Origin of the sequence: Cognatishimia coralii, assembly GCF_037478305.1 — a bacterium.
GTDB lineage: Bacteria > Pseudomonadota > Alphaproteobacteria > Rhodobacterales > Rhodobacteraceae > Cognatishimia > Cognatishimia coralii.
On sequence record NZ_JBBGAZ010000003.1, the window covers coordinates 60,142 to 84,058 of the forward strand.

The window sequence follows — 23,917 nt, forward strand, 5'->3', positions numbered from 1 at the left end:
GGCAATTCTCCTAAAATTCGGTTGGAGCCGTGTCTATCACAGCCTCCATGGGTGATAAATAGACATCACGCCGCAAGGTTCAATGCGAATAGGCGGATCCTAGCATAAACTTGTGAAATTCGGGTTCACGCAGGTTTAACGTCCACCCTTCGCCATAGTTTGCCAAGGGAACCGCGATCAACTCGTCGCCTTTCCACACGGCAGGCGAGGCCATCAAGGATTGTCGCGTGACGCCTGAGGCGCGCCAATCGTCCAATCCGGCAAGGCTTGGTTCACCCAAAGCGGTGACTTTGAGACCCACAGTCCAAGGGCCTTCAAGGTGCCAACGATCCCAGTTTGGTGCAAATTCCACCAGCTCGCGCACGGCATTGAATTCGCGCAGAATGCGGGCCGATTTTGCGGTCAGCTGAATGATACAGCCATTACAAGAGAAATTCCGACCTTCGGAAATCGCCTGATCAAGCTCGCTCAACGTGCCTCGGCGCACAGGATACGGTGTTGGAGACACCCAGCCCAACGCGTCATTCAATAGGCGACGACGCAATTCATAGGGCGCGGCCTTAAAGCCCTCCAGATCCAATACCAAATCACCCTTGTCCTGACGTGCCACCCGAGCCGCGAAATCCGCAGCGCGATCTTTCATGACGTCGCGCACTTGGCTCATGTTCTCGGCCACCGCAGCAAGGTTTTCCGACGAGATGCCGACGTCCTTCAAAACCTCAAGCGCGCGGCGGATGCGGACGCGGTCAAAATCTTCGTTGTCGTTTGAGGGATCATCGACCCAATCAACACCGCGCCGTTTCAGATAATCGCGCAGTTCAGAACGTTCGATGTCTAGCATTGGGCGCAAGAATTGCACGTCGTGGCGCGTGAAACGCTCGGCCATTTTGGCCAGCCCGTCGACACCGCTTTCGCGACCCAGACGCATGACAAAAGTCTCGGCCACGTCGTCCTGTGTATGACCAATGCAGACCGCAGCCAGTTTGCGACGCTCGGCCCACTCCGCAATCAAACGATACCGGCCTTGCCGCGCGGCATCCTGCAAGTTGCCTTCCCCGCCCCAGCCCGTCCAACGCGCCGTTGCGTGGGGAATGCCCAGTTTGACACAGACTTTGCGGGTGTAATCCGCCTCGGCAGCCGCTTCGGCGCGCAGGCCGTGATCGACTGTCATGGCCTCGATCTGTTGCCCCGTGGTCTCTGCGATTTCCTGCAAGGCCAGCAAGAGCGCAAGGGAATCCCCGCCGCCTGACACGGCCACGCCAATCGCGCCTTCAGCAGGCACTCGACTGGCGATTTTCGTTAAAATCGTCTTGCTGTCGCGCATCAGCTACATTGCAGCCTTTGCATCTCGGCTTGAGCATCACCGACGAAACTGTCGCCCGGATGGCGCACACCGACCTCGTTGAGCGTCACACAGGCCTCGCGGGTTTGACCCAGCTTGCCAAGAGCCGTTCCCAGGCGGAACAAGGCTTCGGGTGCCGTGTAGTTGTTGGGATGGCCGGAATAGCTTTCCAGATAGGCCCGCGCCGCATCTGCGGTTGCGCCTGATCCCTCTAGAGCCTCGCCCTGACGCAAAAACGCTTCGGCAGAAAGAGGGCTACCGGGATAGGTTTCGTTAAAGGCGCGGAATTGATCAGCGGCGGCAAGGAAATCCCCGGAATCCAGCGCATCATAAGCGCGCTGGAAATCCGCTTCTTCGCCCACGGCCAATTCGGTTGGGACTCCGTCGCCTGACCCCGTGTCCTCAAGATGATCGATTGTGCCCGCGACGTCGCCACCCAGAGTGGTGGTTTCGCCCAATTGGCTGACGTCGCCGCCTTCTAGTTCGACAAGGCGGAATTCAAGATCGCCAATCCGGTTAGTCCCGTCTTTCACGATCCGCTCGATACGGAATTCCAGCTGTTCCGTCTTGCCGGTCAAACGCTGCAGTTCCAGCTCAATCGCGTCAATGCGCGACAGAACGGACACCTCGTTCTCGGACCCACGCGGGGCCAAAGTCGTCGACAACTCCCTCTTCAGCCGCTGTACGTCCACAAACAGGATCGAGAGCTGCTGACGAATATCCGCCAAGGTTTCTTCTTGCTGGGCCGAGACCGTCGCAGGAGCGAAAGAGCATAGCACAAAAGCTGCGACTGCAATGAAACGCATGGCGAAATTCCTTAACTTAGCTGCTGAGACCGCCTGAAATGACAGTCACTGCGCGGCGGTTCTGTTCATAGCAGGCTTCCGCCGAACAGATCTCGATCGGGCGCTCTTTGCCGTAGCTGACGGTGCGCAGACGGACGCCGGCGACGCCTTTGGACAAGAGATATTCGCGCACCGCATTGGCGCGACGCGCCCCCAGCGCGAGGTTGTATTCACGCGTACCTTGCTCGTCGGCATGGCCTTCGATGATGGCGACATAGTCAGAATTCACGGCAAGCCAGCCTGCTTGCGCATCAAGGATCGCGCGGCCTTCGTCTGTCAGAACGGCCTGATCCACCGGGAACAACACGCGGTCGCCAATGGCCTGCTGGAAATAGCTGGGGCTTGTCGGATCACCGAATTGGGTATCGTCCGCGGGGCGATTGCCGCCAAACAGGCCTCCACCGCCGAATTGGCCAGCGTCCGTACAGGCGCTCAGCGCCAAGCTCGCCGCCAAAGCGGCTGTCAGTTTCATGCTGCTCATCTTTACCCCTCGCTTCTTTTCTCACTCAGACCGGATCTAAGGATTTGCTGCAAGCTTATCATAGTCCGGCATTCCTGAATATCTTTACTGTTGTAGCGGCGACCAACTGGGATCAGACCCCCCGCCCTGCGTGCGCACTGGCTTGAGATTGCGCCCTGAGACATCCACCGAATACAGCGACGCCGATCCATTCGCGCCCTGCGTTTCGCGGGTGAACATGATCACACGCCCATTGGGGGACCAGGTCGGGCCCTCATCCAAGAAACTCGCGGTCAAAAGACGTTCTTCCGAGCCATCCACGCGCATGACACCGATGTGGAAACGGCCTTTGTTCTGTTTGGTAAAGGCCACAAGATCGCCCCGCGGGCTCCAGACCGGCGTGCCGTAGCGCCCTTGCCCAAAGCTGATCCGCTGCGCCTGCCCGCCATTTGCAGACATGATATAGAGCTGCTGGCTACCCGACCGGTCGCTTTCAAAGACGATCCGCTTGCCATCCGGGCTGAACGACGGAGCAGTTTCGATTGACGGCGCATTGGTCAGGCGTTTGCGAGACCCGCTGTTGATGTCCATCAGATAGATATCGGTGTTGCCGCCCTCGGTGATCGAGAAGACAACGCTGTTTCCATCAGGTGAGAACCTCGGCGCGAAGCTCATGGTGCCCGGTTGATCCTCAAGCACACGACGGGTCGCAGAGCCCACATCCAAAACAAACACACGCGGGAAGCCGGTTTCATAAGATGTATAAAGCACGCGGTCGCCACTTGGCGAGAAGCGCGGGGCCAGCACGATAGAGCTGCTGTCCGTCAGGAACTGCAGGTTCGCGCCGTCATAATCCATGATCGCAAGGCGCTTTAGGCGTTCGTTCTTGGGTCCAGTTTCGCTGACGTAAACGACGCGGCTGTCAAAATAGCCGCTTTCGCCGGTGATCCGGCTATAGACCGCATCGGCCACCTTATGGGCAATCCGACGCCAGCCCTCGCGGGTGCCGCGGAAGCGCAGGCCATTGCCAAGCTCTTGGCCCGAGAAGACGTCATAAACCCGGAACTTCACCGACATCTCGCCCGTATTGTTCATGCTGACCGCACCGGAAATCAGCGCCTGCGCATTGATCGCCTTCCAGTCAGAATATTGCACCGGAGAGGAGAAATTCGTGATCGTGCTGATAAAGGCGTTCTCTGGGATCTCGCGGAAGAGGCCCGTGCCATTCAGATCCGCCGCAACGACGCGCGCGATGTTGGTCGCAAGCTCTTCCATGCCGATGGTTTCGGCGACAAAGTTCGGCACCGCGAAGGGCAAGGGTTCAATCACACCATCGGTGATTTCGATCCGGAGAGGACCGTTCTGGGCCTGCGCGAGCGGGGCTACGCCCAGGAAAAGAGCCAAAGCGCACAGCAATGATTTAAGGAAAGTCTTCATCTACGTCTCATTTTCTCCGGATTGAACGTCATTTCTATATCACGCCAATGGCCATATTTCTCAATCGGCAGATTAAATCCACCACGCTGACAGCGCAAAACCGCCCGCCGCGCGGCTTCAAAAGCTGCATTTTGGGCGCGGGTGTCGCCGCCGGTTGCTGACAGCAGTCTTAACGTACCGCCTACCACACGACCATCACGATCCAGTGACATGCCCAAGACCACGACCACATTTGCGGCCTGACTGCCCACATCCACGTTCCAACATTGCTGAACCGAGACCCTGAGGGACTCTTTTTCAGCAAAGGACAGTTGCGGACCGCTGGGGCGGGCGGGCGTTTCAGCCTGCTCTTGCGCCTCAGCCAAAGCGGCAGCAACGCTGTCGTTGGTTGTGTCAGGCGCAGGTGTTGGCACGGCGGGCGCCACGCCGCGCGGTCTGATGCGCGGACGCACCGAGGTCGTGGGGGCTGCAGCCACATCCTGAGGCTCAGTGGGGATTTCTGTCGCGGCCTCTTCGCGCGCGGTGGCCTCAGGGGCCTCTTCGGTCGCGGCCGCGTCCTCACTCGGTGCGCTCGGGGCTTGGTCGATCTCTGCGATTCGCAGGTCGGGATCTGGGGCCTCGACGGGCGTCGGCGCAACGCGACGCACAGGCCGCGCGATGGGTCGCACGGCTTGTTCTGGCGCGCTACTGGGCGGCTCGATGCTTGGCAACTCTGGGGCCACGGGTGTGTCGGGGATAATCGGAGACGGCGGCGCTGGTGGTGCGACCTCGGGCACAGGATCTGGCACGGTCGGCGTGGGCTCTGGCACAGGCACGGTTTCGATCTGGGGATCTTGCGTCGGCGTCAGGGCGGGGGCCGCGTCGCTCACGTCGGGCGCGACGGGCGTTTGCACGGCGGTTTCCGGCGACGGGACGTTTTCCGGCGCAAAGAGTGCGTCAAACTCCTCAAAGGAAATCATCTCAACGCCGGTGATTTCAAAGGGTTCGGGTGCCGAGCGAAACACGCCCCCAAAAAGCACCCAGCCGATCAGCAGAACATGTGCGCTGCCCGACACATAATGCCCCAGATGGAGCGGGAGCGCTTCAGCCGTTCTCGCCATCTGTTCCCGCACCATCCAAACCCGGGCCTCCGATGTCGGTCACCAGGCCGATGTCACTAAAGCCACCGGCATTGAGCGCGCCCATAACTTGCACGACTACCTCATAGGGGATTGCGCCATCTGCGCGCAGATAGACGCGATCTGAGTCCCGTTCAGCCGCGATGGCACGCAATTTTGGGATAAGATCGGCCATTGGAGTTTCGGTCGTCTGGATCAAAACGGTGCCTTCGGCCGTGACGGAAATGGTCAGGGGCTCTTCCTGTTCGCCCGGCAAAGGATTTGCTGCCGTCTTTGGTAGCTCAATCGGCACGCCGACCGTCAACAAGGGCGCCGCCACCATAAAGATGATCAAAAGCACCAGCATCACATCCACAAAAGGCGTGACGTTGATCTCTGCCATCGGCTGGCTGCGGGTGCGTCGAGACCGCCGCCCCCTGCCCTCTTTTTTGATGACACCAGCGCCCATGGATCAGCTGTCCAACTGACGGCTGAGGATCGTGGCGAATTCATCCATAAAGGCCTCATAGCCCGCGATGATGCGATCACTGTCTGCCGAGAGTTTATTGTAGAAAATCACCGCAGGGATCGCGGCCAAGAGGCCAAGCCCTGTCGCCAAGAGTGCCTCAGCAATCCCCGGAGCCACGACGGCGAGGTTGGTGTTCTGTTGTTCCGCAATCTCAATAAAGGCATTCATGATGCCCCAGACGGTGCCAAAGAGGCCCACGAAGGGTGCCGTCGAGCCAATCGTCGCAAGGATCGGCAGACCCTTTTGCAGATCTTCGGCCTCTTTCGCGACGGCCACATCCATCGACCGATCAATCCGGCTGGTAGCATTGGCAATTAGCCCGCCGTCTTGACGATGACTGCGATGCCATTCCAGCATCCCCGCCGCAAAGATCCGCGCTGAGCGGCCATCTGGATCGGGACCCATCTCTTCATAAAGAGCATCCAGAGGCTCTCCCGACCAAAACGCCCGATCAAACTGAGCAGCCTCGCGCCGCGCAACACGGTAGGACATCAGTTTCTGAATGATCACAGACCACGACCAGAAGGACGCGATGATCAACACCACCATCACCAGTTTCACAGTCAGCGTGGCGCGCGCGAATAGGCCCCACATCGAGAAATCTACGGCTGCTTCCATAAGTCTGCTCTTTATCGTCTGTTCTTTTACGGTGGCCTCTTTGGACCCATTTTGCGCAGAATCTACAGAAGATGAACGGGGAAAGCCACGACTTCCGCCTCAAATCGGTAAAATTGCCGAAATCAATGCAGCATTAGGCGGAGATTTGCTGGCAAACGGGCTGCCTGGCCGTTTTCGCCCACGCAAACGATGGTCACGATGGCCTGAAACAGCAGCTCATTGCCGCGTTTGACGATCTGTTCCATGACCAATCGAGCGCCGGTGACCTGAATGGCGCGGGTCTCAACCAAGAGTTCGTCGTCAAACTTCGCGGGCATCAGATAGTCGGCTTCAACCTTGCGCACAGCAAAGACCACGCCGTCCTCGTCTTTCATGGCGTTTTGATCGACGCCCTTCTGACGCACCCAATCGCTGCGGGCGCGTTCGATGAATTTCAGATAGTTCGCGTAATAGACGATGCCTGCCATATCGGTGTCTTCGTAGTAGACGCGAATTGGAAACTCATGCATGAAACCGCTCTCCCTTGGTTAGGCGGTAAAAAAGCCATGGCGGCTTTGCAAGGAATTTCTGGTTAACTCTGGTTAACGATGGGCGCTTGCAGGCGCGCAAACAGGCGCAAGGCGTGGCTGCTGTCGTCGGCAAAGCTGGGCATCATGCGGTCATATGCGGCCGCGATGACACCCGCGATCTCTGGCCGCAGCACTGCGCTGTTTTGGCCCGGCATCAGGGCAAGCGGAGATTTCGTCGCAAAGGCCTGATCGCCCCACATCAGCATGATTTGCACGGCCTGGCTGAGGGCAAGATCTTCGGCGGGTTGTTTGGCGGCGGCGCCAGCGATGCGGATAAACACAAAGGCGGCTTGGATCGCGTTTTGGTCGTCAAAGCGAAAGGCACGGTAATGCGCGGCGTCAGCTTTGTTGAGACGCTCCACCAAGGGCGCGAGGTCCGGGATCATGCGATCCAGATCCGGTACATCCAGCAGCTCCGCCCAATCGCGGAAGAAAAAGAACATGAGGTTTGAGCCAAGCTCGGGATCCGTTTCGGCCATCTGATGGCCTGCCAAAGTCACCACGGCCTCGACCGCGCCTTTCACCGTCTGCAATGTGGCGTCATCCACGCCGAACACAATTGGCGCAATCGGACGGCCCCAGCGCGCGAAGGCATAAGAGCCGTCTTGGCGTGTGAACAGCGTTTTGATCTCAGCAGGATCAGCAAAAAGGCTCATCAGAGGCCTCCGGGCGTTTATTCGAACAGATCATCCTGCGCACGGGGTTTAGGTGCCGAGAGGCCCAGATGCGTCCAGGCCTTCTGCGCCAGCATGCGCCCGCGGGGGGTACGTTGAATAAGCCCCTGTTGCAAGAGGAAGGGTTCAATGACCTCTTCAATGGCGTCCCGACTTTCGCTGAGCGCCGCCGAGATGGTTTCCACGCCGACAGGCCCGCCTGCGTAATTTTCCGCGATGAAGGTCAGATAGCGGCGGTCCGCGCCATCAAGGCCCAGATTATCCACGCCCAACCGATTGAGCGCGCCATCGGCCAGATCCTGCGTGATCCGCCCATCGCCCTCCACCAGCGCAAAGTCCACCACGCGGCGCAAGAGCCGTCCTGCGATCCTTGGCGTCCCGCGCGCGCGCCGCGCGATCTCGCGAGAGCCTTTGTCGTCGGCAGGTGCGGCGAGCTTGCGGGCGTTGCGGGACACGATCTCGTTGAGTTCGTCCTCGGTGTAGAACTGCAACCGTGTCGGAATGCCGAAACGGTCCCTAAGCGGTGTAGTCAGCAAGCCAAGCCGCGTGGTCGCGCCGACCAGAGTGAAGGGTTGCAGTTCAATCCTGACCGTGCGTGCAGCAGGGCCTTCACCGATCACCAGATCGAGCTCGAAATCCTCCATCGCGGGGTAGAGCACCTCTTCGACGGCGGGGTTGAGACGATGGATCTCGTCAATGAAGAGCACATCGCGCGCCTCAAGATTGGTGAGGATCGCGGCCAGATCGCCCGCTTTGGCCAAAACCGGACCCGAGGTCATGCGGAAATTCACGCCCAACTCGCGGGCCATGATCTGCGCGAGGGTGGTTTTCCCAAGCCCCGGAGGTCCGTGGAAAAGCGTATGGTCCATGGCTTCACCACGACGACGCGCGGATTCAATAAAGATCCGCAGGTTCGCGCGGGCTTCGGCCTGACCGATGAATTCATCTAGGCCCTGCGGGCGCAAGGCGCGGTCTGCATCCTCTGGGCGCGCTTCGGGGCGCAGAGTTGGGTCTGGTTCACTCATCCCCTAGCCTTTCGGAGCCAGCAGCTTCAACGCCGCCTTAATCAATGCAGCCGTATCCGCCTCTGGCATCTCTCCGGACACCTGCGCCACAGCACCCGCCGCATCGCCCGGCGTGTAGCCAAGATTGCCCAAAGCAGACAGAGCCTCGGCCTGTGCGGCCGCATTGCCCTCGGCCGCCTTTGACGCAGGTTTCGCGACCGCCGGTGAAGCAATGGGTGCCTCAATCACGTCGTCCGAAACCGGCGCCCCCGCGGCACCCGACAGGCTGCCGCCCAAGGCCATGACCGCTGGTGCTTTGTCTTTGAGCTCATGCACCACGCGTTGCGCCGTTTTCGGCCCGATGCCCTTCGCGGATTTGATCGCTGTCACATCGCCCAAAGCAATCGCGCGCCCGACCCCTTCAGGCCCCAAGGTCCCAAGGATCGCCAAAGAGGCCTTGGCCCCGATCCCTTGCACGGAGATCAGCAACCGGTGCCATTCCTTTTCCAACAGCGACGTGAAGCCAAAGAGCTGAAGATTGTCTTCGCGCACCAAGAGTTCCGTATAAAGCGCCACTGCCTCGCCTGCAGGCGGCAATTCTGCCATCGTGCGCTCGGAACAATATACGATGTAACCCACGCCCCGCACATCAATCAGAGCGTGATCAAGCGCCTTATAGTCGACGCGCCCCGCAATCTTGCCAATCATGCCGAGGCCCGCCGCAGCGCCTGATCCAACCCGCGCGATGCCCCCGCGTAATGGGCGTGGCAAATAGCGATGGCCAAGGCATCCGATGCATCCGCCCCAGCAATCTGAACCCCGGGCAATTGCAGTTTGACCATATGTTCCACCTGATGCTTTTCCGCATGCCCCACGCCAACCACGGTTTTCTTCACCTTGTTGGGGGCATATTCACCGATCTCTATACCGGCTTGCGCGGGCACCAACAACGCGATCCCGCGTGCTTGGCCCAGTTTCAACGTCGCCACCGCATCTTTGTTAACAAAGGTCTGTTCAATAGCCGCATGATCCGGCTGATAGCGATGGATCACATCCGTCAGCTGCTGGTGCAGATCATGCAGCCGCAGCGCCAGATCATCACTGCCTTTTGAATGACAAATCCCATTCGCGACATGGCTAAGGCGGCTGCCAACTGAGTCGATAATTCCCCATCCCATGTTGCGCAAACCGGGGTCGATTCCCAAAATTCGCATGATGTTTTCCTGTGCCTGCTCTGATCGCTCACGGATCGTTACAAAAACACTAGCACAAAACAAGAACACGCGCCAAGCGATTTACGACATCCATGGGTCGCTTCCAAATCATCAACGCCCAAATCGGTCGCAATTTTACAAGTCTATGCCGCAATTCATTCACGCGATCTGACACATGCAAAAACTGCATATCAGCTATGAAAAAAAGGTATTTGCATGGGGTAATTGTTAACACTATCTGCGGCTTACTGACGACCTCAAATGAAACACCGACCAAAAAAGGAAGTATGATATGGCCGCATTTGACTACACCCCCGCGCAGTCCCTCAACGCTGGTTTCTCCGGCCGTATCGGGTTTGCATTCTCCTCCCTCGTCGCGACTGTCGCACAGTGGAACGCAGCACGCAGCACCCGCGCGCAGCTGTCCAAACTGACCGATCGTGAGCTGGCTGACATCGGCCTGTCTCGCGGCAACATCGCGGACTTCTAAAGCAAACAACCGACCTTCACTGTCGTTGTTAAGCCGTGGTTGAGATTTCAACCGCGGCTTTTTCTTTGCCCGAAAGGATTACAGAATTTTCTGGATGTTTTCCGCCATCATCAGTGACACAGCGTCGCCCTGCATGGTCCATGCGCCGATCTGAGTGACAATAGATGAACTGGTGAAGAGTTCCTGAATACGGATTGCATAGATATCTGCACCGATCCCGGCAATCATCAGGCCTTTCAGCGCGAAAAAGCCGAGCGCCAACAGAAAAACTCCCAAAAACGGCACACGCCGCGCGCGCGATTTGGCTTGCACGATGACATAGCCGTCTTGATCGATGAAGGCCGGCGCATTTGAACGCATGGCTTTAGAGCGTTTGCGACGCAAGCGCTTGACACGATACTCGAATTCTTGCTGTTGGATATCCACGTTAACAATACTCAGACAGCGCCCCTGCCTGAGACGCGGTATGCCTGACAAATGTGGCGAGATTTAGGCAATAGCCGGGATTAGTCCGCCCGGCGTGTGAGGGTCAGCGTGGTCCATTCCCCGATCTCTTCGCGATGCGTGACATCAAAGCCGGTTGCGTCATAGGCCGCAACGACTTCGTCAGCTTGCTCGTTCAGAATGCCGGAAAGGATCGCGTGGCCTTTTGGCGCGATGTTCTGGCCCATATCAGGGGCCAGCATCACCAAAGGAGCCTTCAGAATATTGGCAAAGACCAGATCGAAGGGCGCTTTCGCCAGCAGATCCGCGTGGCCAAAGCCGGCCGCCTCTAGGCAAATAACACGACCGACCAGATCATTGGCTTTGACGTTGGCTTCGGCCACATCAACAGCCACCTGGTCGATATCGCTGGCCAAAACAGTTTCCGGCCAGATCCGCGCGGCGGCCATACCCAGAACCGCTGTACCACATCCGATATCCGCAACGTTATGGCCATGAAAACCACCGTCCACCAGTCGATCCAGCGCGCGCAAACACCCCAGCGTCGTGCCATGATGTCCGGTGCCAAAGGCCATGGCTGCCTCAATCAGCAGAGGCTCGCATCCCTCTGGCACCTGATCCGCGTCATGGCTACCGTATACAAAGAACCGCCCCGCCTGCACCGGAGACAGCTCCCGTTTGACCTTGGCGACCCAATCGGTATCCGGCAGCTCGCTCACCGCGAAATCCTTGGCGCCGAAGGCTGCCGCCAAAAGCGCCAAGCCGGCTTCGTCCGGCGCTTCGGTGAAATAGCCTCCGACTTCCCAAAGCCCAGACCCGTCTTCGATTTCAAACACACCCACGCCGGTTGGCATGGGATCAAGGTTCTCCATCGCTTCGCCAAGTTTGTCAGCATTATCTTTGCCGGTCAGGGTGGTCAGAGCTGTGAAAGTGGGCATTTGGGGCCTCTTGCGTAGGGATGCATCCCTTTGGCGGAAATATGATCCGGGATCAAGCGGGCTCTTGGGAAGTTGCTGGGTCTGACTGCCCAAGAGACGCAACAAAACGCCATCCCCAGAAAGCCGATAGGATACCGACAGCAGAGCCAACCATGGCTTGCGCATAAACCGCGCCGGTCGCGCCGGTCAGGCTGGCCATCCACCAGGCCACGGGCAGCATCAAAACGCCGTCCCTGAGCCAGGTCATCAGCGTCGCGCGGATGGGTTTGCCCAAAGAGTTGAAGGCCGACACCGAGACAAACAACCCACCCAGCAAAATGAAGCTGGCCGAGCCGACATAGCCGAAAGCGCGATAGACCTCTGCCCCTTCGGAGGACAGGTTGAAGGCCGCGATAATGCTGCTGGCACTCAAGGACAAAACGGCCCAGGCGAAAACGGTATAGCCCAAGCAGAACAGCAGAGCGTCGCGATATGTCGTGCGCACCCGCGCCCAGAGTTCAGCGCCATAGTTCTGACCAAAGATGCCTCCGACCGCACCTGACAGCGAAAAGATCGACCCGAAGGCAACCACGCTGACGCGGTTCACAACAGCCCAGCCTGCAACGGCGCTGTCGCCGAATGGGGCGATGACCGAGGTCAGGATATAATAGCCAAAGGGCGTCGCCATTTGTGTCAGCAAGGCAGGTCCCGCGACGGCGAAAAAGGGCAACACACAGCGTTTCAGCGCGGCAACGGTGGGCGGCGCAAGCAGGTCGTGTTTCCCGATCAGAAACCGCATGGCCTGAATGGCCAGTGTGATGCGAAACAGAACAATTCCGATTGCCGCCCCGTCCAGCCCAAGCAGATAAATCAGCGGAGGATCGATAAACAGCAACAACACACCGCCACTAACCGTCACATACATCGCGCGCCGCCCATCGCCTTCAGCGCGCAAAATCGCCGAGCCCGATAGGCCGATTGCCATAATCGCCAAGGACGGGATCGTGATCAAAAGATAGCGGGCGGCCATCTCAAGCGTCTCGCCTTGCGCGCCCACGAGTTCCAGCAAGGGATAGCGGAACAAAACGATCAACGTTGCCACGCAGGCCTGAAAGCCGACGGTCAGGATCATCGCCGAGGTCGCCTCTTCGCGCGCTCGATCCATATCGCCCCGTCCGATCTGGCGCGAGACAATCGCCGTTGTGGCAATCATCATGCCCACTCCCGTGGACACGGAAAAGAACTGCACCGCAAAGGCAAAGCCGATGGCGGCCACCAGTTGCTCGTTGCCGAAATAGGCGATCCAGAAGAGGTTCACGAGGTCGACGAGGAACACAAAGGTAATCCCCACGCCCCCCAACAGGGTCATGCGTGTCACATGCCCCATTGTGGATCCGTCCAGGAATCTGCCGCGCTCTGCCATCGCTATTCCGCCGGAGCTGCCAACGGGCGTTGCAAACGGGTTTCATAGCCTTTGACCGGATGGCGCGGAATAAGCAGCGCCAGACAGAAAGAGATCGCAGCGCCCCCGGCTGCCATGATGAACACAATCGCTGGGGAATAGAGCCACAAGAGCCCCAAAAGAACCGGCAGGAACACTGCTGCAATATGGTTGATCGTAAAGGCCACCGCCGCCGTGGGCGCAATATCTGCCGGATCCGCGATCTTTTGGAAATAGGTCTTCATCGCCAAGGCCATCGAAAACAACAGGTGGTCCACCACGTAAAGCACCATGGCAAGCACGACACCCCATCCAAAGAAATAGATCCCCCCATAGGCGAGGAAGACCAGAACCAACCCAATGTATTCCACCAAAAGCGTCCGTTGCTCTCCGAACCGCGCAACGATTTGGCCGATAAAGGGCGCAAAGATCATATTGGCGATCAGGTTGATCAGAAAAAGACCGGTCAGGTGATGCACGTCAAAGCCAAAGCGTTCGACCATCATAAAGCCTGCGAAGACCACAAAGATCTGACGCCGTGCACCGGCCATAAAGGTCAGCGCATAATAGAGCCAATAGCGCTTGCGCAGGATCATCTTTTTGATCTGCGGGGTCTCGGATTCATATTGCGGATAGGCAAAGAGCGCGAACAGCGCGAGCCCCACCGTCAAAAGACCCGAAACGAGAAACACAAAGTTATAGCTCAGACCAAGACCTTCCCAGGTCATCACAATGAGCACGTAAATCACCAGCGTGCTGGCAGACCCAACAGCCGCCAACCAACCCAACGCCTGCGGGGCACGCTCTTTCTTAAGCCATTGAAGTTGAACGGATTGATTGACCGTCTCGTAATAATGAAAGCCGATCGAGCTGAGCAACGTGATCATCAAAATGCCGCCAAGCGTCGGGAACCAAGCCGTGACGGCACTTGCAGCACCAAGCAGCACGAGAGACAAAAGCCCCAACACCTGCTCGCGAATAAAGATGATCACAAAGATTACGAGGAAGGACAAAAAGCCTGGGATCTCGCGGACCGTGTGCAAAAGGCCAATGTCTGAACCATCGAAATTGGCGACTTCAATCACGAAGTTATTCAGCAGCGCCGACCAGGTCGAAAACGCCAATGGCATGGCAATCGCCATCAGAACCAAAAGGCCGAAGGGGCGTTGCCAGACGGGGCGGTCAGAGGCCGCGCTTAAAGGGACTTTTTCAAACATACTTCGCGCTTACGCCTGTTTTCACCCTATGGCGAGCGAAATCCGCGCGCCTAAGGTGTGCGGAACTGAACAGTTGTCAGTTGTAGTCAGTAAAAACTCTGTGGATCGATATCGACGGACAGACGTAGATCGCCCTTTGGTTTCACCTGACTTACCCACGTTGCCAAAGCCTGTTGGATCGGCGCGGACTTCTCGGCCTTCACCAAAAGGCGCACGCGATGGCGACCTCTGACACGAGCAATCGGCGCGGGCGCGGGTCCAAACACCTGCGCGCCGATTTCGCGCAATGGCCCATCATTGCGCGCCAATTGGTTCCCGATATCAAAGACTTGCTGCACATCAGGAGAGGACAGAATGATCCCGGCCATGCGCCCATAAGGAGGCACGCCTGCATGCCGGCGCTGATCAGCTTCGGCCTGCCAAAACCCTTCTTCGTCGCCGGATAAAATCGCACGAATAACCGGATGATCCGGCTGAAACGTCTGCATCAATGCCGTGCCTTTTCGTTCCGAACGCCCCGCGCGCCCCGCCACCTGACGCATCAATTGAAACGTGCGTTCTGCCGCGCGCATGTCAGAGCCCTGAAGGCCAAGGTCCGCATCAATCACCCCCACCAAGGTCAACAAAGGAAAGTTATGCCCCTTGGCCACCAATTGCGTGCCGATGATGATATCCGCGCCACCCTCGGCAATCTGGTTGATCCCCTCTTTCAACGCACGCGCCGAGCCAAAGAGATCCGAGGACAAAACCGCCAACCGCGCCTCTGGAAAATGCGCCTGCGCCTCTTCGGCAAGCCGTTCCACACCCGGCCCCACAGGCGCCAGCTTGCCCTCAACCCCACAACTCGGGCAGGCCTCGGGCATAGGTTTGCTCTCGCCGCATTGATGACAGAGCAGACGTTTCAGGAACCGATGCTCCACCATCCGTGCGTCGCAATGGTCGCAGCCGACCTGATGCCCACAGGCCCGACAGATCGTCACCGGAGCATAGCCGCGGCGGTTGATAAACAACAGCGATTGCTCACCTTTTTCCAACCGACTGCGCACAGCGGACTGCAAGGTCGGCGAAATCCATTGCGCGCTCGGCAGGTCCTCAACCCGCATATCAATCGCGCGCATATCCGGCAGAACCGCCGGCCCAAAGCGCGAGGTCAGCTCGATACGCTCATACTTTCCGGCATCCGCATTGGCCCAGCTCTCAAGGCTTGGTGTCGCAGAGGCCAGAATAACCCGTGCGCCACACAGGCTCGCACGCAGAACCGCCATATCGCGGGCGTTATAAAGCACCCCGTCGTCCTGCTTATACGAGGTGTCATGTTCCTCATCGACCACGATCAGACCCAGGTTCTGAAACGGCAGGAACAAGGCCGAGCGCGCCCCAATCACCACCTGAGCGCCGCCCTGCCCGACCATTCGCCAGATCCGGCGGCGTTCGGTCATGGTCACGCCCGAATGCCATTCTGCAGGCTTAGCCCCAAAGCGTGCCTCAACCCGCGTGAGGAACTCGGCGGTCAAAGCGATCTCGGGCAATAGCACTAAAGCCTGCCGTCCGGCTTCAATACAGGCAGCCACCGCCTCTAGATAAACCTCGGTCTTCCCAGACCCCGTGACGCCACGCAGCAAGGAAGTGCCGTAGACTTCATCCTTGATACCTGCCGAAACCTTCTCAGCCGCAGCCGCCTGGTCCTCAGTCAGCTCTTTCGGCCCAAAATCCGCATCCATCCGCCGATAAGGCTGATCGCGCGGTGTGTCCTCTTCCAGGACAACCCCTTGCTTAACAAGGCCCTTCACGACGGACGATGTCACCCCCGCCAACTCGGACACTTCCTTTAGCGTAAACCCAAGCCCGCCATACTCCCGCAAAGCCTCAATCACCCGCGTGCGGGCATCTGTTACGCGATCAGGCGCACCTTCTCCAAGGCGATAAATCTTGCGCATAGACGGCGGATCACTCAGCCCCGGCGCCCGCGTCGCGAGCCGCAGCATAGCAGGCATGGAGGTCAGCGTATAACTCGCCGCCTTCTCCAGAAACATGCGCATTTCTGACCGCATCGGCGCCACATCCAGCACCCGATTGACAGGCCGCACTTTGGCGATATCCCAATCCCCGCGTCCGCGTCCCCAGACCACGCCCAGCACCTTGCGCGGCCCCAAAGGAACCTCTACAAACGCGCCCAACCAGCATCCTCCTTCAGGAGCCTTGTAATCCAAGGTCCGGTCCAAGGGCTGGGTGGTCAGGACAGCAACCAGATCACCTGCGTCAAAGAAGTCCGGGTCTTTCAAATCCGCCTCGCAAAAAGGGTTTGCGCTAACACCTCGATGAGGTAAACGAGGCGCGACCCTAGACCAACCCGTAAAAGCCAACCCAATCAGGACGCGCGTTATGAAATTCTTTGTAGACACTGCAGAAATAGATGCAATCGCAGAACTCAACGACTTTGGCATGGTCGATGGTGTCACCACCAATCCATCGCTGATCAAAAAATCCGGCCGTGACATCATCGAAGTCACCAAAGAGATCTGCGAGCTGGTCTCTGGCCCCGTTTCCGCCGAGGTCACCGCGACCGATGCAGACACCATGATCGCCGAAGGCCGCAAACTGGCCGAGATCGCGGACAATATCGCGGTCAAAGTCCCGCTGACCTGGGACGGTCTGCAGGCCTGCAAGACCCTCACCGACGAAGGCAAAATGGTCAACGTCACGCTCTGTTTCTCTGTGAACCAGGCGATCCTCGCCGCGAAAGCTGGCGCGACCTTTATCTCTCCGTTCATCGGGCGTCTGGATGACATCAACCTCGACGGCATGGACCTGATTGAAGACATCCGCACCGCGTACGACAACTACGGCTACGAGACCCAGATCCTCGCGGCCTCGATCCGCACCGCCAACCACATCGCGGAATGTGCACGTATCGGCGCCGACGTGATCACCGCACCTCCTGCGGTCATCAAAGGCATGGTCAACCACCCGCTGACCGACAAAGGCCTAGCGGCCTTCCTCGCGGACATCGCAGCGGCAGACATCAAGATCCTCTGATCTTTCTCTTGCCCCAAATATCCTGGGGTGAATGAGGCGTTCTGCACAGCAGATCGCCTCAGAGGGGCAAAGCCCCTCCACCCCACCTCAAAAAACACCCGCAGGTAGAAAAAACACAAGATATTGCGAGTGGCTTCTGTTAGAGTGCCACAAAAGACTAACAGGCATCTCATGAGCAGCACGGCAAAAATCGAAGATACTCTGCGCGACAAGATTCTCTCGAAACCCGAGATTATCCTTGAAGACCAAGATGTTATGAAGGCGCTTATTGCGGCCAACGAACGCTCTATGGGCGGCAATATTGTCGATTTGCGCGGCATCGCGATGGAGCGTCTTGAGGCACGACTGGACCGGCTGGAAGACACGCATCGCAGTGTTATCGCTGCAGCCTATGAAAATCTGGCGGGCACCAATCAGGTACATCGCGCAATTCTGCGCATGCTGGATCCACTGGAATTTGAGATGTTCCTCAAGGATCTTGACGGCGAAGTTGCCAACATTCTGCGCGTTGATGCGGTTCGTCTGGTGCTTGAGACCGCGCAGGACGAGAAAGAAGCGCAGATCAAACGCTTGGGCGACGTACTTAGCGTTGCAGAACCCGGTTTTGTCGAACGCTACCTGACCGGAGGTCGCAATGTACCTGCGCGGCAGGTCACTCTGCGCCAGATGGAAAGTGGGTCGAAACCCGTATTTGGGGAACGTGCTGACTTCATCCGTTCTGAGGCCTGCCTGAAACTGGATTTCGGCGAAGGCCGCTTGCCTGGTATGCTGGTCATGGGCGCCGAAGATCCGCACCATTTCACGCCGCAGCAGGGCACAGATTTGCTGAGTTTCTTTGCGGGCGTCTTTGAACGCGCCATGCGGCGCTGGTTGTCGTGATTTCGCCAGCGGCGACTGCTGCGCGGGACAGTTGGCTTGAGGCCGAGAAGGCCTTGAAAGGCAATTCAGACAACACGCTTAAGGCCTATTTTGCCGATGTCACAGAGTTCCTCGCCTTCATGAGCGAACATAAGGGCGCGCAGCAAGGGTTGGCTCCGCTTTCAAAACTCACGGTGTCAGATATGCGCGCATGGATGGCGCGGATGCGGACTGGCGACGCGGGGCCGCGCACGCTGGCGCGCAAGCTATCGGCGGTGAAGGGATTTTTCAGGTGGCTGGCAGAGCGTGAGGGATTTGATCCAACCGCTGTTCTGTCAACGCGCGCGCCCAAGTTTCAAAAGAAACTCCCACGCCCCTTGGCTCCGGACGCGGCCAAGGCCGTGATCGAGACAGTGGAATTTCAAACGCGCGAAGGCTGGCAAGGGGCGCGCGACATCGCTGTTGTCACTCTTCTATATGGCTGCGGTTTGCGGATATCTGAGGCTTTGGGGCTGAATGCAGACGCTCACCCCCTGCCCGATGTCCTGCGGATTGTGGGCAAGGGCAACAAAGAGCGGTTGGTGCCTGTTATCCCAGCTGCGCGAGATGCGGTTGCCGACTACGTGCGCCAAGCGCCCTTTCCGATGGAACCCGAGCGACCCTTGTTTATCGGCGCACGTGGCGGACGGCTGAACGCGCGGCATATTCAGGGCGTCATGCAGAATGTACGTATGCAATTGGGACTGCCCGCAAGCGCGACACCACATGCAATGCGCCACAGCTTTGCCACCCATCTGCTTGAGGCCGGCGGAGACCTGCGGGCGATACAGGAACTCTTGGGGCATGCTTCGCTGTCGACGACGCAGGCCTATACGGCTGTGGACACCGCACGCCTCATGGAGGTTTACAACCGCACGCACCCGAAGGCGTAACTGGCGGCCCTGCATGCCTCCGGCGGGAGTATTTGGGGCAAGGTGAAAACGGCGACTTACTATTCCAAAGATACCCCAATGGGTCCTATGTGGTGTACGGGCACGGCACAGTTGGCAAATTTTGCTCAAAAATTAATCAAGCACATCAATTTTTCACCCATTGCTGCAACGCAGAAATTCAAGGCGGCCGCCAGTTTTACTATGAAGGGCGCAAGCCAGCCCTGTCTGCATAGCCATACGAGTAAATTTTGTCAGAGAACCTCACCATCGTTGTCGTCGAGAAAGATCGGGATCGCGCCTGCGCGATTGTCGATTCCTTAGCTGAGACCGGCTCACACAAGATTCACGTGCTTTCCGAGGTCAGCGGCTTGGCACGCTCCGTCGCGCGCTTTGCCCCGGATGTGGTCTTGGTCGACGTCACCGATCCATCGCGCGACGCGATTGAACAACTGGCTCTGGCCTCCGATCCTTTAGAGCGCCCGGTTGCGCTGTTCGTTGATCGCTCCGATGCGCAACTGACCAAGGCAGCGATTGAGGCCGGTGTCTCGGCCTATATCGTCGATGGGCTGCAGAATGACCGGATCAAACCGATCCTCGACGCCGCCATTGCACGGTTTCAGATGTTCCAGCGGATGCGCACCGAATTGGAAACCACCAAACGCGCGCTTGAGGAACGCAAGATCGTGGATCGGGCCAAGGGCATTATTATGAAAGCCCGGGGCGTGGGCGAAGAGGACGCCTATGCGCTGCTGCGTAAAACCGCGATGGATCAGAGCAAGCGCGTGGCGGATGTTGCCCAGGCGCTGGTCACGGCCTCGGAGCTATTGTCATGAGCCTTACTCCGATTGCAGCGGGCTTTATCCCTCTGGTCGACGCTGCCCCTTTGATCGTCGCCAAAGAACTCGGGTTTGCAGAAGAAGAAGGTCTCGACCTGTCGCTTGAACGTGCACCAAGTTGGAGCACCCTTCGCGATCAACTTGCCTTTGGGCAAATTCAGGCGGCACATATGTTGTCGCCGGTGCCCGTGGCCTCTTATCTGGGATTGATGAACGGGCTGCCGAAATTGCAGGTTCTGTCGGTTCTCAGCATGAATGGCAATGTCATTGGCGTCAGCCCCAATATGGCGGCCCTGTTGGAAGTGCGCGGCTATGGGTTTGATTTCAAAGACGCCAAAGCAGCCGCGCTTGCCGTTGCATCGCTGCCAAAACCCTTGCGCATTGGCGTGCCGTTTTATCTGTCGATGCATTCAGAACTGGTGTCGATTTGGCTGAATGCTGTGGGTTTAAAGGCGGGAGACGACTTTCAGATCCAGGCCGTGCCCCCGCCCTTGATGGCGCAAGCAATTAAGAACGGAGACCTCGACATCTTTTGTGTGGGAGAACCCTGGGGGTCTGTCACTGTAGATACGGCGAATGGTACTCTGATCCTGCCGGGGGCCGCGATTTGGACGGCAGCGCCCGAAAAAGTTCTGGCGACACGCGCGGACTGGGCCGAGCAAAACGAAGACACAGCGCTCAAGTTGATCCGCGCCTTGTGGCGCGCTGGGCAATGGTTGGACCAGCCCAGCAAGCATGTCGCTCTGGCAGAGGTTTTGGCCCGCAAGGACTATGTGGGGGTGAACTCTGATCTGATTGACAGGGCTTTGACAGGTCGTTTGGTGCTTAACAGTACCGGGGCCAATAAGCATCACGACAATTTTCTGCGTTTCCACACGGAGGGGGCTACCTTTCCGTGGCAATCACAAGCCGATTGGATCGCCGAACGCCTTAAGGCGCGTCATGGGACAGTCGACGACGTGGCGGCCGCCGAGGTTCACAAGATCTTTCGCAGTGACCTCTATCGCCGTGCTTTGGGGCAATTGGGGGCGCCGATGCCCTTGAGCAATTCGAAAATTGAGGGCGGACTCACCGAGTCGACCGAGGTCCGTGCGGTGACTGGCAGCCTTAGTCTTGGGCAAAACCGCTTCTTTGACGGGCAAACCTTTGACCCTCAGCGGTAGGTTTGCACATTTTTTGTGCAATCGCAGCGAATGAACGCTGCAATGCAGAAAAATTAAAGAAATGGACTCGCCAGCCTTAGGGGTGCGTCGCATAAGATGATTAACAACACGACAACGGCGTCGTGTCCCTCCCTCCCAAAGTTCTGGGAACTCTCTGAGCAAAGTCGCTCGACCTTTGACCCCCTATCCCTGGGGCCAAATGCGTCGGCGGCTTTTTTTATTTTGCCCAACAGGGCTTAACAACGAGGACAGAAGACATGAAGAACATTGCTTCGATCCTGGCAGCGACCACATTACTGGCAGCGCCTGCTTGGGCTGAATTGGAACTGGAAAAAGACGAGCTGACCTTTGGCTTTATCAAGCTGACGGATATGGCACCTTTGGCCGTTGCGTATGAGCAAGGCTTCTTTGACGACGAAGGCCTGTTCGTGACGCTGGAAGCGCAAGCGAACTGGAAAGTTCTGCTGGATGGTGTGATCGACGGCCAGCTTGACGGCGCGCATATGTTGGCGGGTCAGCCTCTGGCTGCAACCATCGGCTACGGCACCGAGGCCCACATCATCACACCATTCTCGATGGACCTGAACGGCAACGGCATCACCGTGTCCAACCAGATCTGGGAAGAGATGAAGCCTTATGTGCCTCTGATGGACGATGGCCGTCCACAGCACCCAATCTCTGCCGCCTCTCTGAAGCCTGTGGTTGAGAAATACACTTCTGAAGGCAAGCCATTCAACATGGGCATGGTTTTCCCAGTGTCCACGCACAACTATGAACTGCGCTATTGGCTTGCGGCAGGTGGTCTGGAACCAGGCTACTATTCGCCAGAAAACATCACCGGCCAGATCGGCGCGGATGTTCTTTTGTCTGTGACCCCTCCTCCACAGATGCCAGCGACCATGGAAGCGGGCACCATCTATGGTTACTGCGTGGGTGAGCCTTGGAACCAACAGGCCGTGTTCAAAGGCATCGGTGTACCTGTGATCACCGACTATGAGCTCTGGAAGAACAACCCAGAGAAAGTCTTCGGCATCACCAATGAATTCGCCGAAATGTACCCGAACACCACCAAAGCTGTGGTGAAGGCTCTGATCCGCGCAGCAATGTGGCTGGATGAAAACGACAACGCGAACCGCGAAGAAGCCGTGGAAATCCTGTCGCGTCCTGAATATGTGGGCGCGGACTATGAGGTTATCGCGAACTCTATGACCGGTACTTTCGAGTATGAAAAAGGCGACAAGCGCGAAGTACCAGATTTCAACGTTTTCTTCCGCTACAACGCGACCTACCCTTATTACTCTGACGCAATCTGGTATCTGACCCAGATGCGCCGCTGGGGCCAGATCGCCGAAACCAAGCCTGACAGCTGGTACGACGAAGTTGCGAAATCTGTCTATAAGCCTGAGATCTATCTCGAAGCCGCGAAACTGCTGGTCGAAGAAGGTCTGGCGAACGAAGCGGACTTCCCTTGGGACAGCGACGGCTACAAAGCGCCGACCCCAGCCGCCGACATCATTGACGGCATCCCATACGACGGTCGCACCCCGAACGCTTATCTGGAAAGCCTGCCGATTGGTTTGAAGTCTGGCCAAACCGTGGTTGGTGCAGAAGTCCAAGGCTAACCCACACCATTACCCTCTCCCCGCCTTGGGGAGAGGGCTCCCCCCGCGATTTACACCGCAGCTATTCGAATTCTCAGGACCAGTGCTATGACAGCCATCGACCCACAAACCATCACCGAGGCAGATCGCGAGGCACGACGCGCGCGTCTGTTTACGCGTATCAACAAAGCCGACGCCTGGTTTCAGGTTCTGGGCCTTGCTTGGATCACCCCGATCCTGAAAGCCGCAGCGGGCGACAACCCGCGCGCGCAAATGAAAGAAATCTGGCGCCTTTTGTGTGTGCCATTGCTGGCGATTGCAGCCTTCCTTGTGATGTGGGGCACTTTGGCGCCAACCGTTCAGACCTCTCTGGGCGCGGTCCCCGGGCCGCAGCAAGTCTGGACCGAAGCCGTCAACCTGCATGAAGACGCGCAGGCCAAAGCCGAAAAGCGCGAAAAGCACGAAGAGCGCGTGGCAAAACGCAACGAGCGTTTCATCGCAAACGGCCAGCCTGAAAAGGTCAAAGACATCCCCTTCACCGGCGCGCCAAGCTATTATCAGCAAATCTGGACCTCGATCCAAACCGTGTTCTTCGGCTTTTTGATCGCCACTGTGATCGCCGTTCCACTGGGGATTATGGCGGGTCTCAGCCCGACCGCGAACTCTGCGATCAACCCGCTTATTCAGATCTTTAAGCCGGTGTCTCCGCTGGCATGGCTGCCGATTGTCACCATGGTCGTTTCAGCCGTTGCCGCGTCCGAAGGCGGGCTGTTTGCGAAATCCTTCCTTGTGTCGGCCATCACCGTGACGCTCTGTTCCTTGTGGCCAACGCTGATCAACACTGCGCTGGGTGTTGCTTCGATCGACAAAGATCTGGTGGCCGTGTCCAAAGTTCTGAAAATGAACACTTACACCAAGATCACCAAATTGGTTCTGCCCTCTGCCCTGCCGCTGATCTTCACCGGTCTGCGTCTGTCCCTGGGTGTGGGCTGGATGGTTCTGATTGCAGCTGAAATGCTGGCACAAAACCCGGGTCTGGGCAAATTCGTCTGGGATGAGTTCCAGAACGGTTCCTCCAGCTCTTTGGCGAAAATCATGGTCGCCGTTCTGACCATCGGTATCATCGGCTTCCTTCTGGACCGCGTGATGTACGCCATACAATCCCTCTTCACCTTTACCTCGAACCGGTGATC

The 23,917-nt window shown here is 57.9% G+C and carries 25 protein-coding genes; 8 read left to right on the forward strand and 17 right to left on the reverse strand.

The genetic code is table 11. The annotated features are described in order from the left end of the window. Window positions 1-79: 79 nt before the first annotated feature. The 12 genes from tilS to ruvC form a co-directional block, all read right to left on the reverse strand. Window positions 80-1,324: a tRNA lysidine(34) synthetase TilS gene (gene tilS / locus WG622_RS07765; RefSeq protein WP_339403073.1), complete on the reverse strand. Its 1,245-nt coding sequence runs from the start codon at window positions 1,322-1,324 to the stop codon at window positions 80-82. Then, a complete protein-coding gene (gene ybgF, locus WG622_RS07770; protein ID WP_339403074.1) occupies window positions 1,324-2,148 on the reverse strand; it encodes a tol-pal system protein YbgF in 825 nt (274 codons plus the stop codon). The genes tilS and ybgF overlap by 1 nt, the downstream gene beginning before the upstream one ends. 16 nt (window positions 2,149-2,164) lie before the next feature. Continuing rightward, window positions 2,165-2,668: a peptidoglycan-associated lipoprotein Pal gene (pal, locus tag WG622_RS07775; protein WP_339403075.1), complete on the reverse strand. Its 504-nt coding sequence runs from the start codon at window positions 2,666-2,668 to the stop codon at window positions 2,165-2,167. 84 nt (window positions 2,669-2,752) lie between these two features. Continuing rightward, on the reverse strand, window positions 2,753-4,084 hold the full coding sequence (gene tolB, locus WG622_RS07780; RefSeq protein WP_339403076.1) for a Tol-Pal system beta propeller repeat protein TolB: 1,332 nt from the start codon (window positions 4,082-4,084) through the stop codon (window positions 2,753-2,755). Continuing rightward, window positions 4,081-5,184, reverse strand: coding sequence for a cell envelope integrity protein TolA (gene tolA, locus WG622_RS07785; protein ID WP_339403077.1), 1,104 nt, complete (start codon window positions 5,182-5,184; stop codon window positions 4,081-4,083). Before tolA ends, tolB begins: the two co-directional genes overlap by 4 nt. Beyond that, entirely contained in the window at window positions 5,168-5,650 is a 483-nt protein-coding gene (gene tolR / locus WG622_RS07790) for a protein TolR (protein WP_339403078.1), read from the reverse strand. The genes tolA and tolR overlap by 17 nt, the downstream gene beginning before the upstream one ends. Before the next feature lie 3 nt (window positions 5,651-5,653). Further along, complete coding sequence (tolQ, locus tag WG622_RS07795) at window positions 5,654-6,328, reverse strand: protein TolQ (RefSeq protein WP_339403079.1); 675 nt, start codon at window positions 6,326-6,328, stop codon at window positions 5,654-5,656. Window positions 6,329-6,450: 122 nt separating this feature from the next. Next, window positions 6,451-6,837, reverse strand: a complete 387-nt coding sequence (ybgC, locus tag WG622_RS07800; protein ID WP_209355658.1) for a tol-pal system-associated acyl-CoA thioesterase — start codon at window positions 6,835-6,837, stop codon at window positions 6,451-6,453. Between the two features lie 62 nt (window positions 6,838-6,899). Next, window positions 6,900-7,553 carry a hypothetical protein gene (locus WG622_RS07805; RefSeq protein ID WP_339403080.1) on the reverse strand — a complete coding sequence of 218 codons (654 nt, stop codon included), beginning with the start codon at window positions 7,551-7,553 and terminating at the stop codon, window positions 6,900-6,902. A 17-nt stretch (window positions 7,554-7,570) separates the two neighbouring features. Next, a complete protein-coding gene (gene ruvB / locus WG622_RS07810; protein WP_339403081.1) occupies window positions 7,571-8,596 on the reverse strand; it encodes a Holliday junction branch migration DNA helicase RuvB in 1,026 nt (341 codons plus the stop codon). A gap of 3 nt (window positions 8,597-8,599) precedes the next feature. Beyond that, window positions 8,600-9,283: a Holliday junction branch migration protein RuvA gene (gene ruvA / locus WG622_RS07815; RefSeq protein WP_339403082.1), complete on the reverse strand. Its 684-nt coding sequence runs from the start codon at window positions 9,281-9,283 to the stop codon at window positions 8,600-8,602. Then, window positions 9,280-9,789 (reverse strand): crossover junction endodeoxyribonuclease RuvC, encoded by a 510-nt coding sequence (ruvC, locus tag WG622_RS07820; RefSeq protein WP_209355654.1) that lies wholly within the window; start codon window positions 9,787-9,789, stop codon window positions 9,280-9,282. The genes ruvA and ruvC overlap by 4 nt, the downstream gene beginning before the upstream one ends. Before the next feature lie 292 nt (window positions 9,790-10,081). On the opposite strand from ruvC, the gene WG622_RS07825 reads away from it, so the two are divergent. Beyond that, window positions 10,082-10,279, forward strand: coding sequence for a DUF1127 domain-containing protein (locus WG622_RS07825; protein WP_339403083.1), 198 nt, complete (start codon window positions 10,082-10,084; stop codon window positions 10,277-10,279). A 78-nt stretch (window positions 10,280-10,357) separates the two neighbouring features. Here WG622_RS07825 and WG622_RS07830 read toward each other — a convergent pair whose 3' ends face one another. From WG622_RS07830 to WG622_RS07850, 5 genes are all read right to left on the reverse strand, one after another. After that, a complete protein-coding gene (locus WG622_RS07830; protein WP_339403084.1) occupies window positions 10,358-10,705 on the reverse strand; it encodes a hypothetical protein in 348 nt (115 codons plus the stop codon). 80 nt (window positions 10,706-10,785) lie between these two features. Further along, complete coding sequence (locus WG622_RS07835; RefSeq protein ID WP_339403085.1) at window positions 10,786-11,661, reverse strand: 50S ribosomal protein L11 methyltransferase; 876 nt, start codon at window positions 11,659-11,661, stop codon at window positions 10,786-10,788. A gap of 52 nt (window positions 11,662-11,713) precedes the next feature. Then, complete coding sequence (locus WG622_RS07840) at window positions 11,714-13,063, reverse strand: MATE family efflux transporter (protein ID WP_339403086.1); 1,350 nt, start codon at window positions 13,061-13,063, stop codon at window positions 11,714-11,716. A 2-nt stretch (window positions 13,064-13,065) separates the two neighbouring features. Next, window positions 13,066-14,298: an MFS transporter gene (locus WG622_RS07845; protein WP_339403087.1), complete on the reverse strand. Its 1,233-nt coding sequence runs from the start codon at window positions 14,296-14,298 to the stop codon at window positions 13,066-13,068. Window positions 14,299-14,384: 86 nt separating this feature from the next. Next, window positions 14,385-16,580, reverse strand: coding sequence for a primosomal protein N' (locus WG622_RS07850; protein WP_339403088.1), 2,196 nt, complete (start codon window positions 16,578-16,580; stop codon window positions 14,385-14,387). Window positions 16,581-16,680: 100 nt separating this feature from the next. Here WG622_RS07850 and fsa point away from each other — a divergent pair, with 100 nt between their 5' ends. From fsa to WG622_RS07885, 7 genes are all read left to right on the forward strand, one after another. Continuing rightward, the gene (fsa, locus tag WG622_RS07855) at window positions 16,681-17,334 is read left to right on the forward strand and encodes a fructose-6-phosphate aldolase (protein ID WP_209355649.1); all 654 of its coding nucleotides are present in this window, start codon (window positions 16,681-16,683) and stop codon (window positions 17,332-17,334) included. A gap of 171 nt (window positions 17,335-17,505) precedes the next feature. Then, complete coding sequence (locus WG622_RS07860) at window positions 17,506-18,213, forward strand: DUF484 family protein (protein WP_339403089.1); 708 nt, start codon at window positions 17,506-17,508, stop codon at window positions 18,211-18,213. After that, complete coding sequence (locus WG622_RS07865; protein WP_438839161.1) at window positions 18,210-19,124, forward strand: tyrosine recombinase XerC; 915 nt, start codon at window positions 18,210-18,212, stop codon at window positions 19,122-19,124. The genes WG622_RS07860 and WG622_RS07865 overlap by 4 nt, the downstream gene beginning before the upstream one ends. Window positions 19,125-19,372: 248 nt before the next feature. Next, the gene (locus tag WG622_RS07870; protein ID WP_339403090.1) at window positions 19,373-19,957 is read left to right on the forward strand and encodes an ANTAR domain-containing response regulator; all 585 of its coding nucleotides are present in this window, start codon (window positions 19,373-19,375) and stop codon (window positions 19,955-19,957) included. Then, entirely contained in the window at window positions 19,954-21,123 is a 1,170-nt protein-coding gene (locus WG622_RS07875; protein WP_339403091.1) for an ABC transporter substrate-binding protein, read from the forward strand. Before WG622_RS07870 ends, WG622_RS07875 begins: the two co-directional genes overlap by 4 nt. A gap of 257 nt (window positions 21,124-21,380) precedes the next feature. Then, window positions 21,381-22,745, forward strand: a complete 1,365-nt coding sequence (locus WG622_RS07880) for a CmpA/NrtA family ABC transporter substrate-binding protein (RefSeq protein ID WP_339403092.1) — start codon at window positions 21,381-21,383, stop codon at window positions 22,743-22,745. 87 nt (window positions 22,746-22,832) lie between these two features. Next, the gene (locus tag WG622_RS07885; protein ID WP_339403093.1) at window positions 22,833-23,915 is read left to right on the forward strand and encodes an ABC transporter permease; all 1,083 of its coding nucleotides are present in this window, start codon (window positions 22,833-22,835) and stop codon (window positions 23,913-23,915) included. Window positions 23,916-23,917: the final 2 nt, after the last annotated feature.

What these genes read in the sequence shown, in the direction of transcription:
- tilS (WP_339403073.1), bottom strand. Translation starts at nt 1,324, where the DNA reads ATGCGCGACAGCAAGACGATTTTAACGAAAATCGCCAGTCGAGTGCCT.
- ybgF (WP_339403074.1), bottom strand. Translation starts at nt 2,148, where the DNA reads ATGCGTTTCATTGCAGTCGCAGCTTTTGTGCTATGCTCTTTCGCTCCT.
- pal (WP_339403075.1), bottom strand. Translation starts at nt 2,668, where the DNA reads ATGAGCAGCATGAAACTGACAGCCGCTTTGGCGGCGAGCTTGGCGCTG.
- tolB (WP_339403076.1), bottom strand. Translation starts at nt 4,084, where the DNA reads ATGAAGACTTTCCTTAAATCATTGCTGTGCGCTTTGGCTCTTTTCCTG.
- tolA (WP_339403077.1), bottom strand. Translation starts at nt 5,184, where the DNA reads ATGGCGAGAACGGCTGAAGCGCTCCCGCTCCATCTGGGGCATTATGTG.
- tolR (WP_339403078.1), bottom strand. Translation starts at nt 5,650, where the DNA reads ATGGGCGCTGGTGTCATCAAAAAAGAGGGCAGGGGGCGGCGGTCTCGA.
- tolQ (WP_339403079.1), bottom strand. Translation starts at nt 6,328, where the DNA reads ATGGAAGCAGCCGTAGATTTCTCGATGTGGGGCCTATTCGCGCGCGCC.
- ybgC (WP_209355658.1), bottom strand. Translation starts at nt 6,837, where the DNA reads ATGCATGAGTTTCCAATTCGCGTCTACTACGAAGACACCGATATGGCA.
- WG622_RS07805 (WP_339403080.1), bottom strand. Translation starts at nt 7,553, where the DNA reads ATGAGCCTTTTTGCTGATCCTGCTGAGATCAAAACGCTGTTCACACGC.
- ruvB (WP_339403081.1), bottom strand. Translation starts at nt 8,596, where the DNA reads ATGAGTGAACCAGACCCAACTCTGCGCCCCGAAGCGCGCCCAGAGGAT.
- ruvA (WP_339403082.1), bottom strand. Translation starts at nt 9,283, where the DNA reads ATGATTGGCAAGATTGCGGGGCGCGTCGACTATAAGGCGCTTGATCAC.
- ruvC (WP_209355654.1), bottom strand. Translation starts at nt 9,789, where the DNA reads ATGCGAATTTTGGGAATCGACCCCGGTTTGCGCAACATGGGATGGGGA.
- WG622_RS07825 (WP_339403083.1), top strand. Translation starts at nt 10,082, where the DNA reads ATGGCCGCATTTGACTACACCCCCGCGCAGTCCCTCAACGCTGGTTTC.
- WG622_RS07835 (WP_339403085.1), bottom strand. Translation starts at nt 11,661, where the DNA reads ATGCCCACTTTCACAGCTCTGACCACCCTGACCGGCAAAGATAATGCT.
- WG622_RS07840 (WP_339403086.1), bottom strand. Translation starts at nt 13,063, where the DNA reads ATGGCAGAGCGCGGCAGATTCCTGGACGGATCCACAATGGGGCATGTG.
- WG622_RS07845 (WP_339403087.1), bottom strand. Translation starts at nt 14,298, where the DNA reads ATGTTTGAAAAAGTCCCTTTAAGCGCGGCCTCTGACCGCCCCGTCTGG.
- fsa (WP_209355649.1), top strand. Translation starts at nt 16,681, where the DNA reads ATGAAATTCTTTGTAGACACTGCAGAAATAGATGCAATCGCAGAACTC.
- WG622_RS07860 (WP_339403089.1), top strand. Translation starts at nt 17,506, where the DNA reads ATGAGCAGCACGGCAAAAATCGAAGATACTCTGCGCGACAAGATTCTC.
- WG622_RS07875 (WP_339403091.1), top strand. Translation starts at nt 19,954, where the DNA reads ATGAGCCTTACTCCGATTGCAGCGGGCTTTATCCCTCTGGTCGACGCT.
- WG622_RS07880 (WP_339403092.1), top strand. Translation starts at nt 21,381, where the DNA reads ATGAAGAACATTGCTTCGATCCTGGCAGCGACCACATTACTGGCAGCG.
- WG622_RS07885 (WP_339403093.1), top strand. Translation starts at nt 22,833, where the DNA reads ATGACAGCCATCGACCCACAAACCATCACCGAGGCAGATCGCGAGGCA.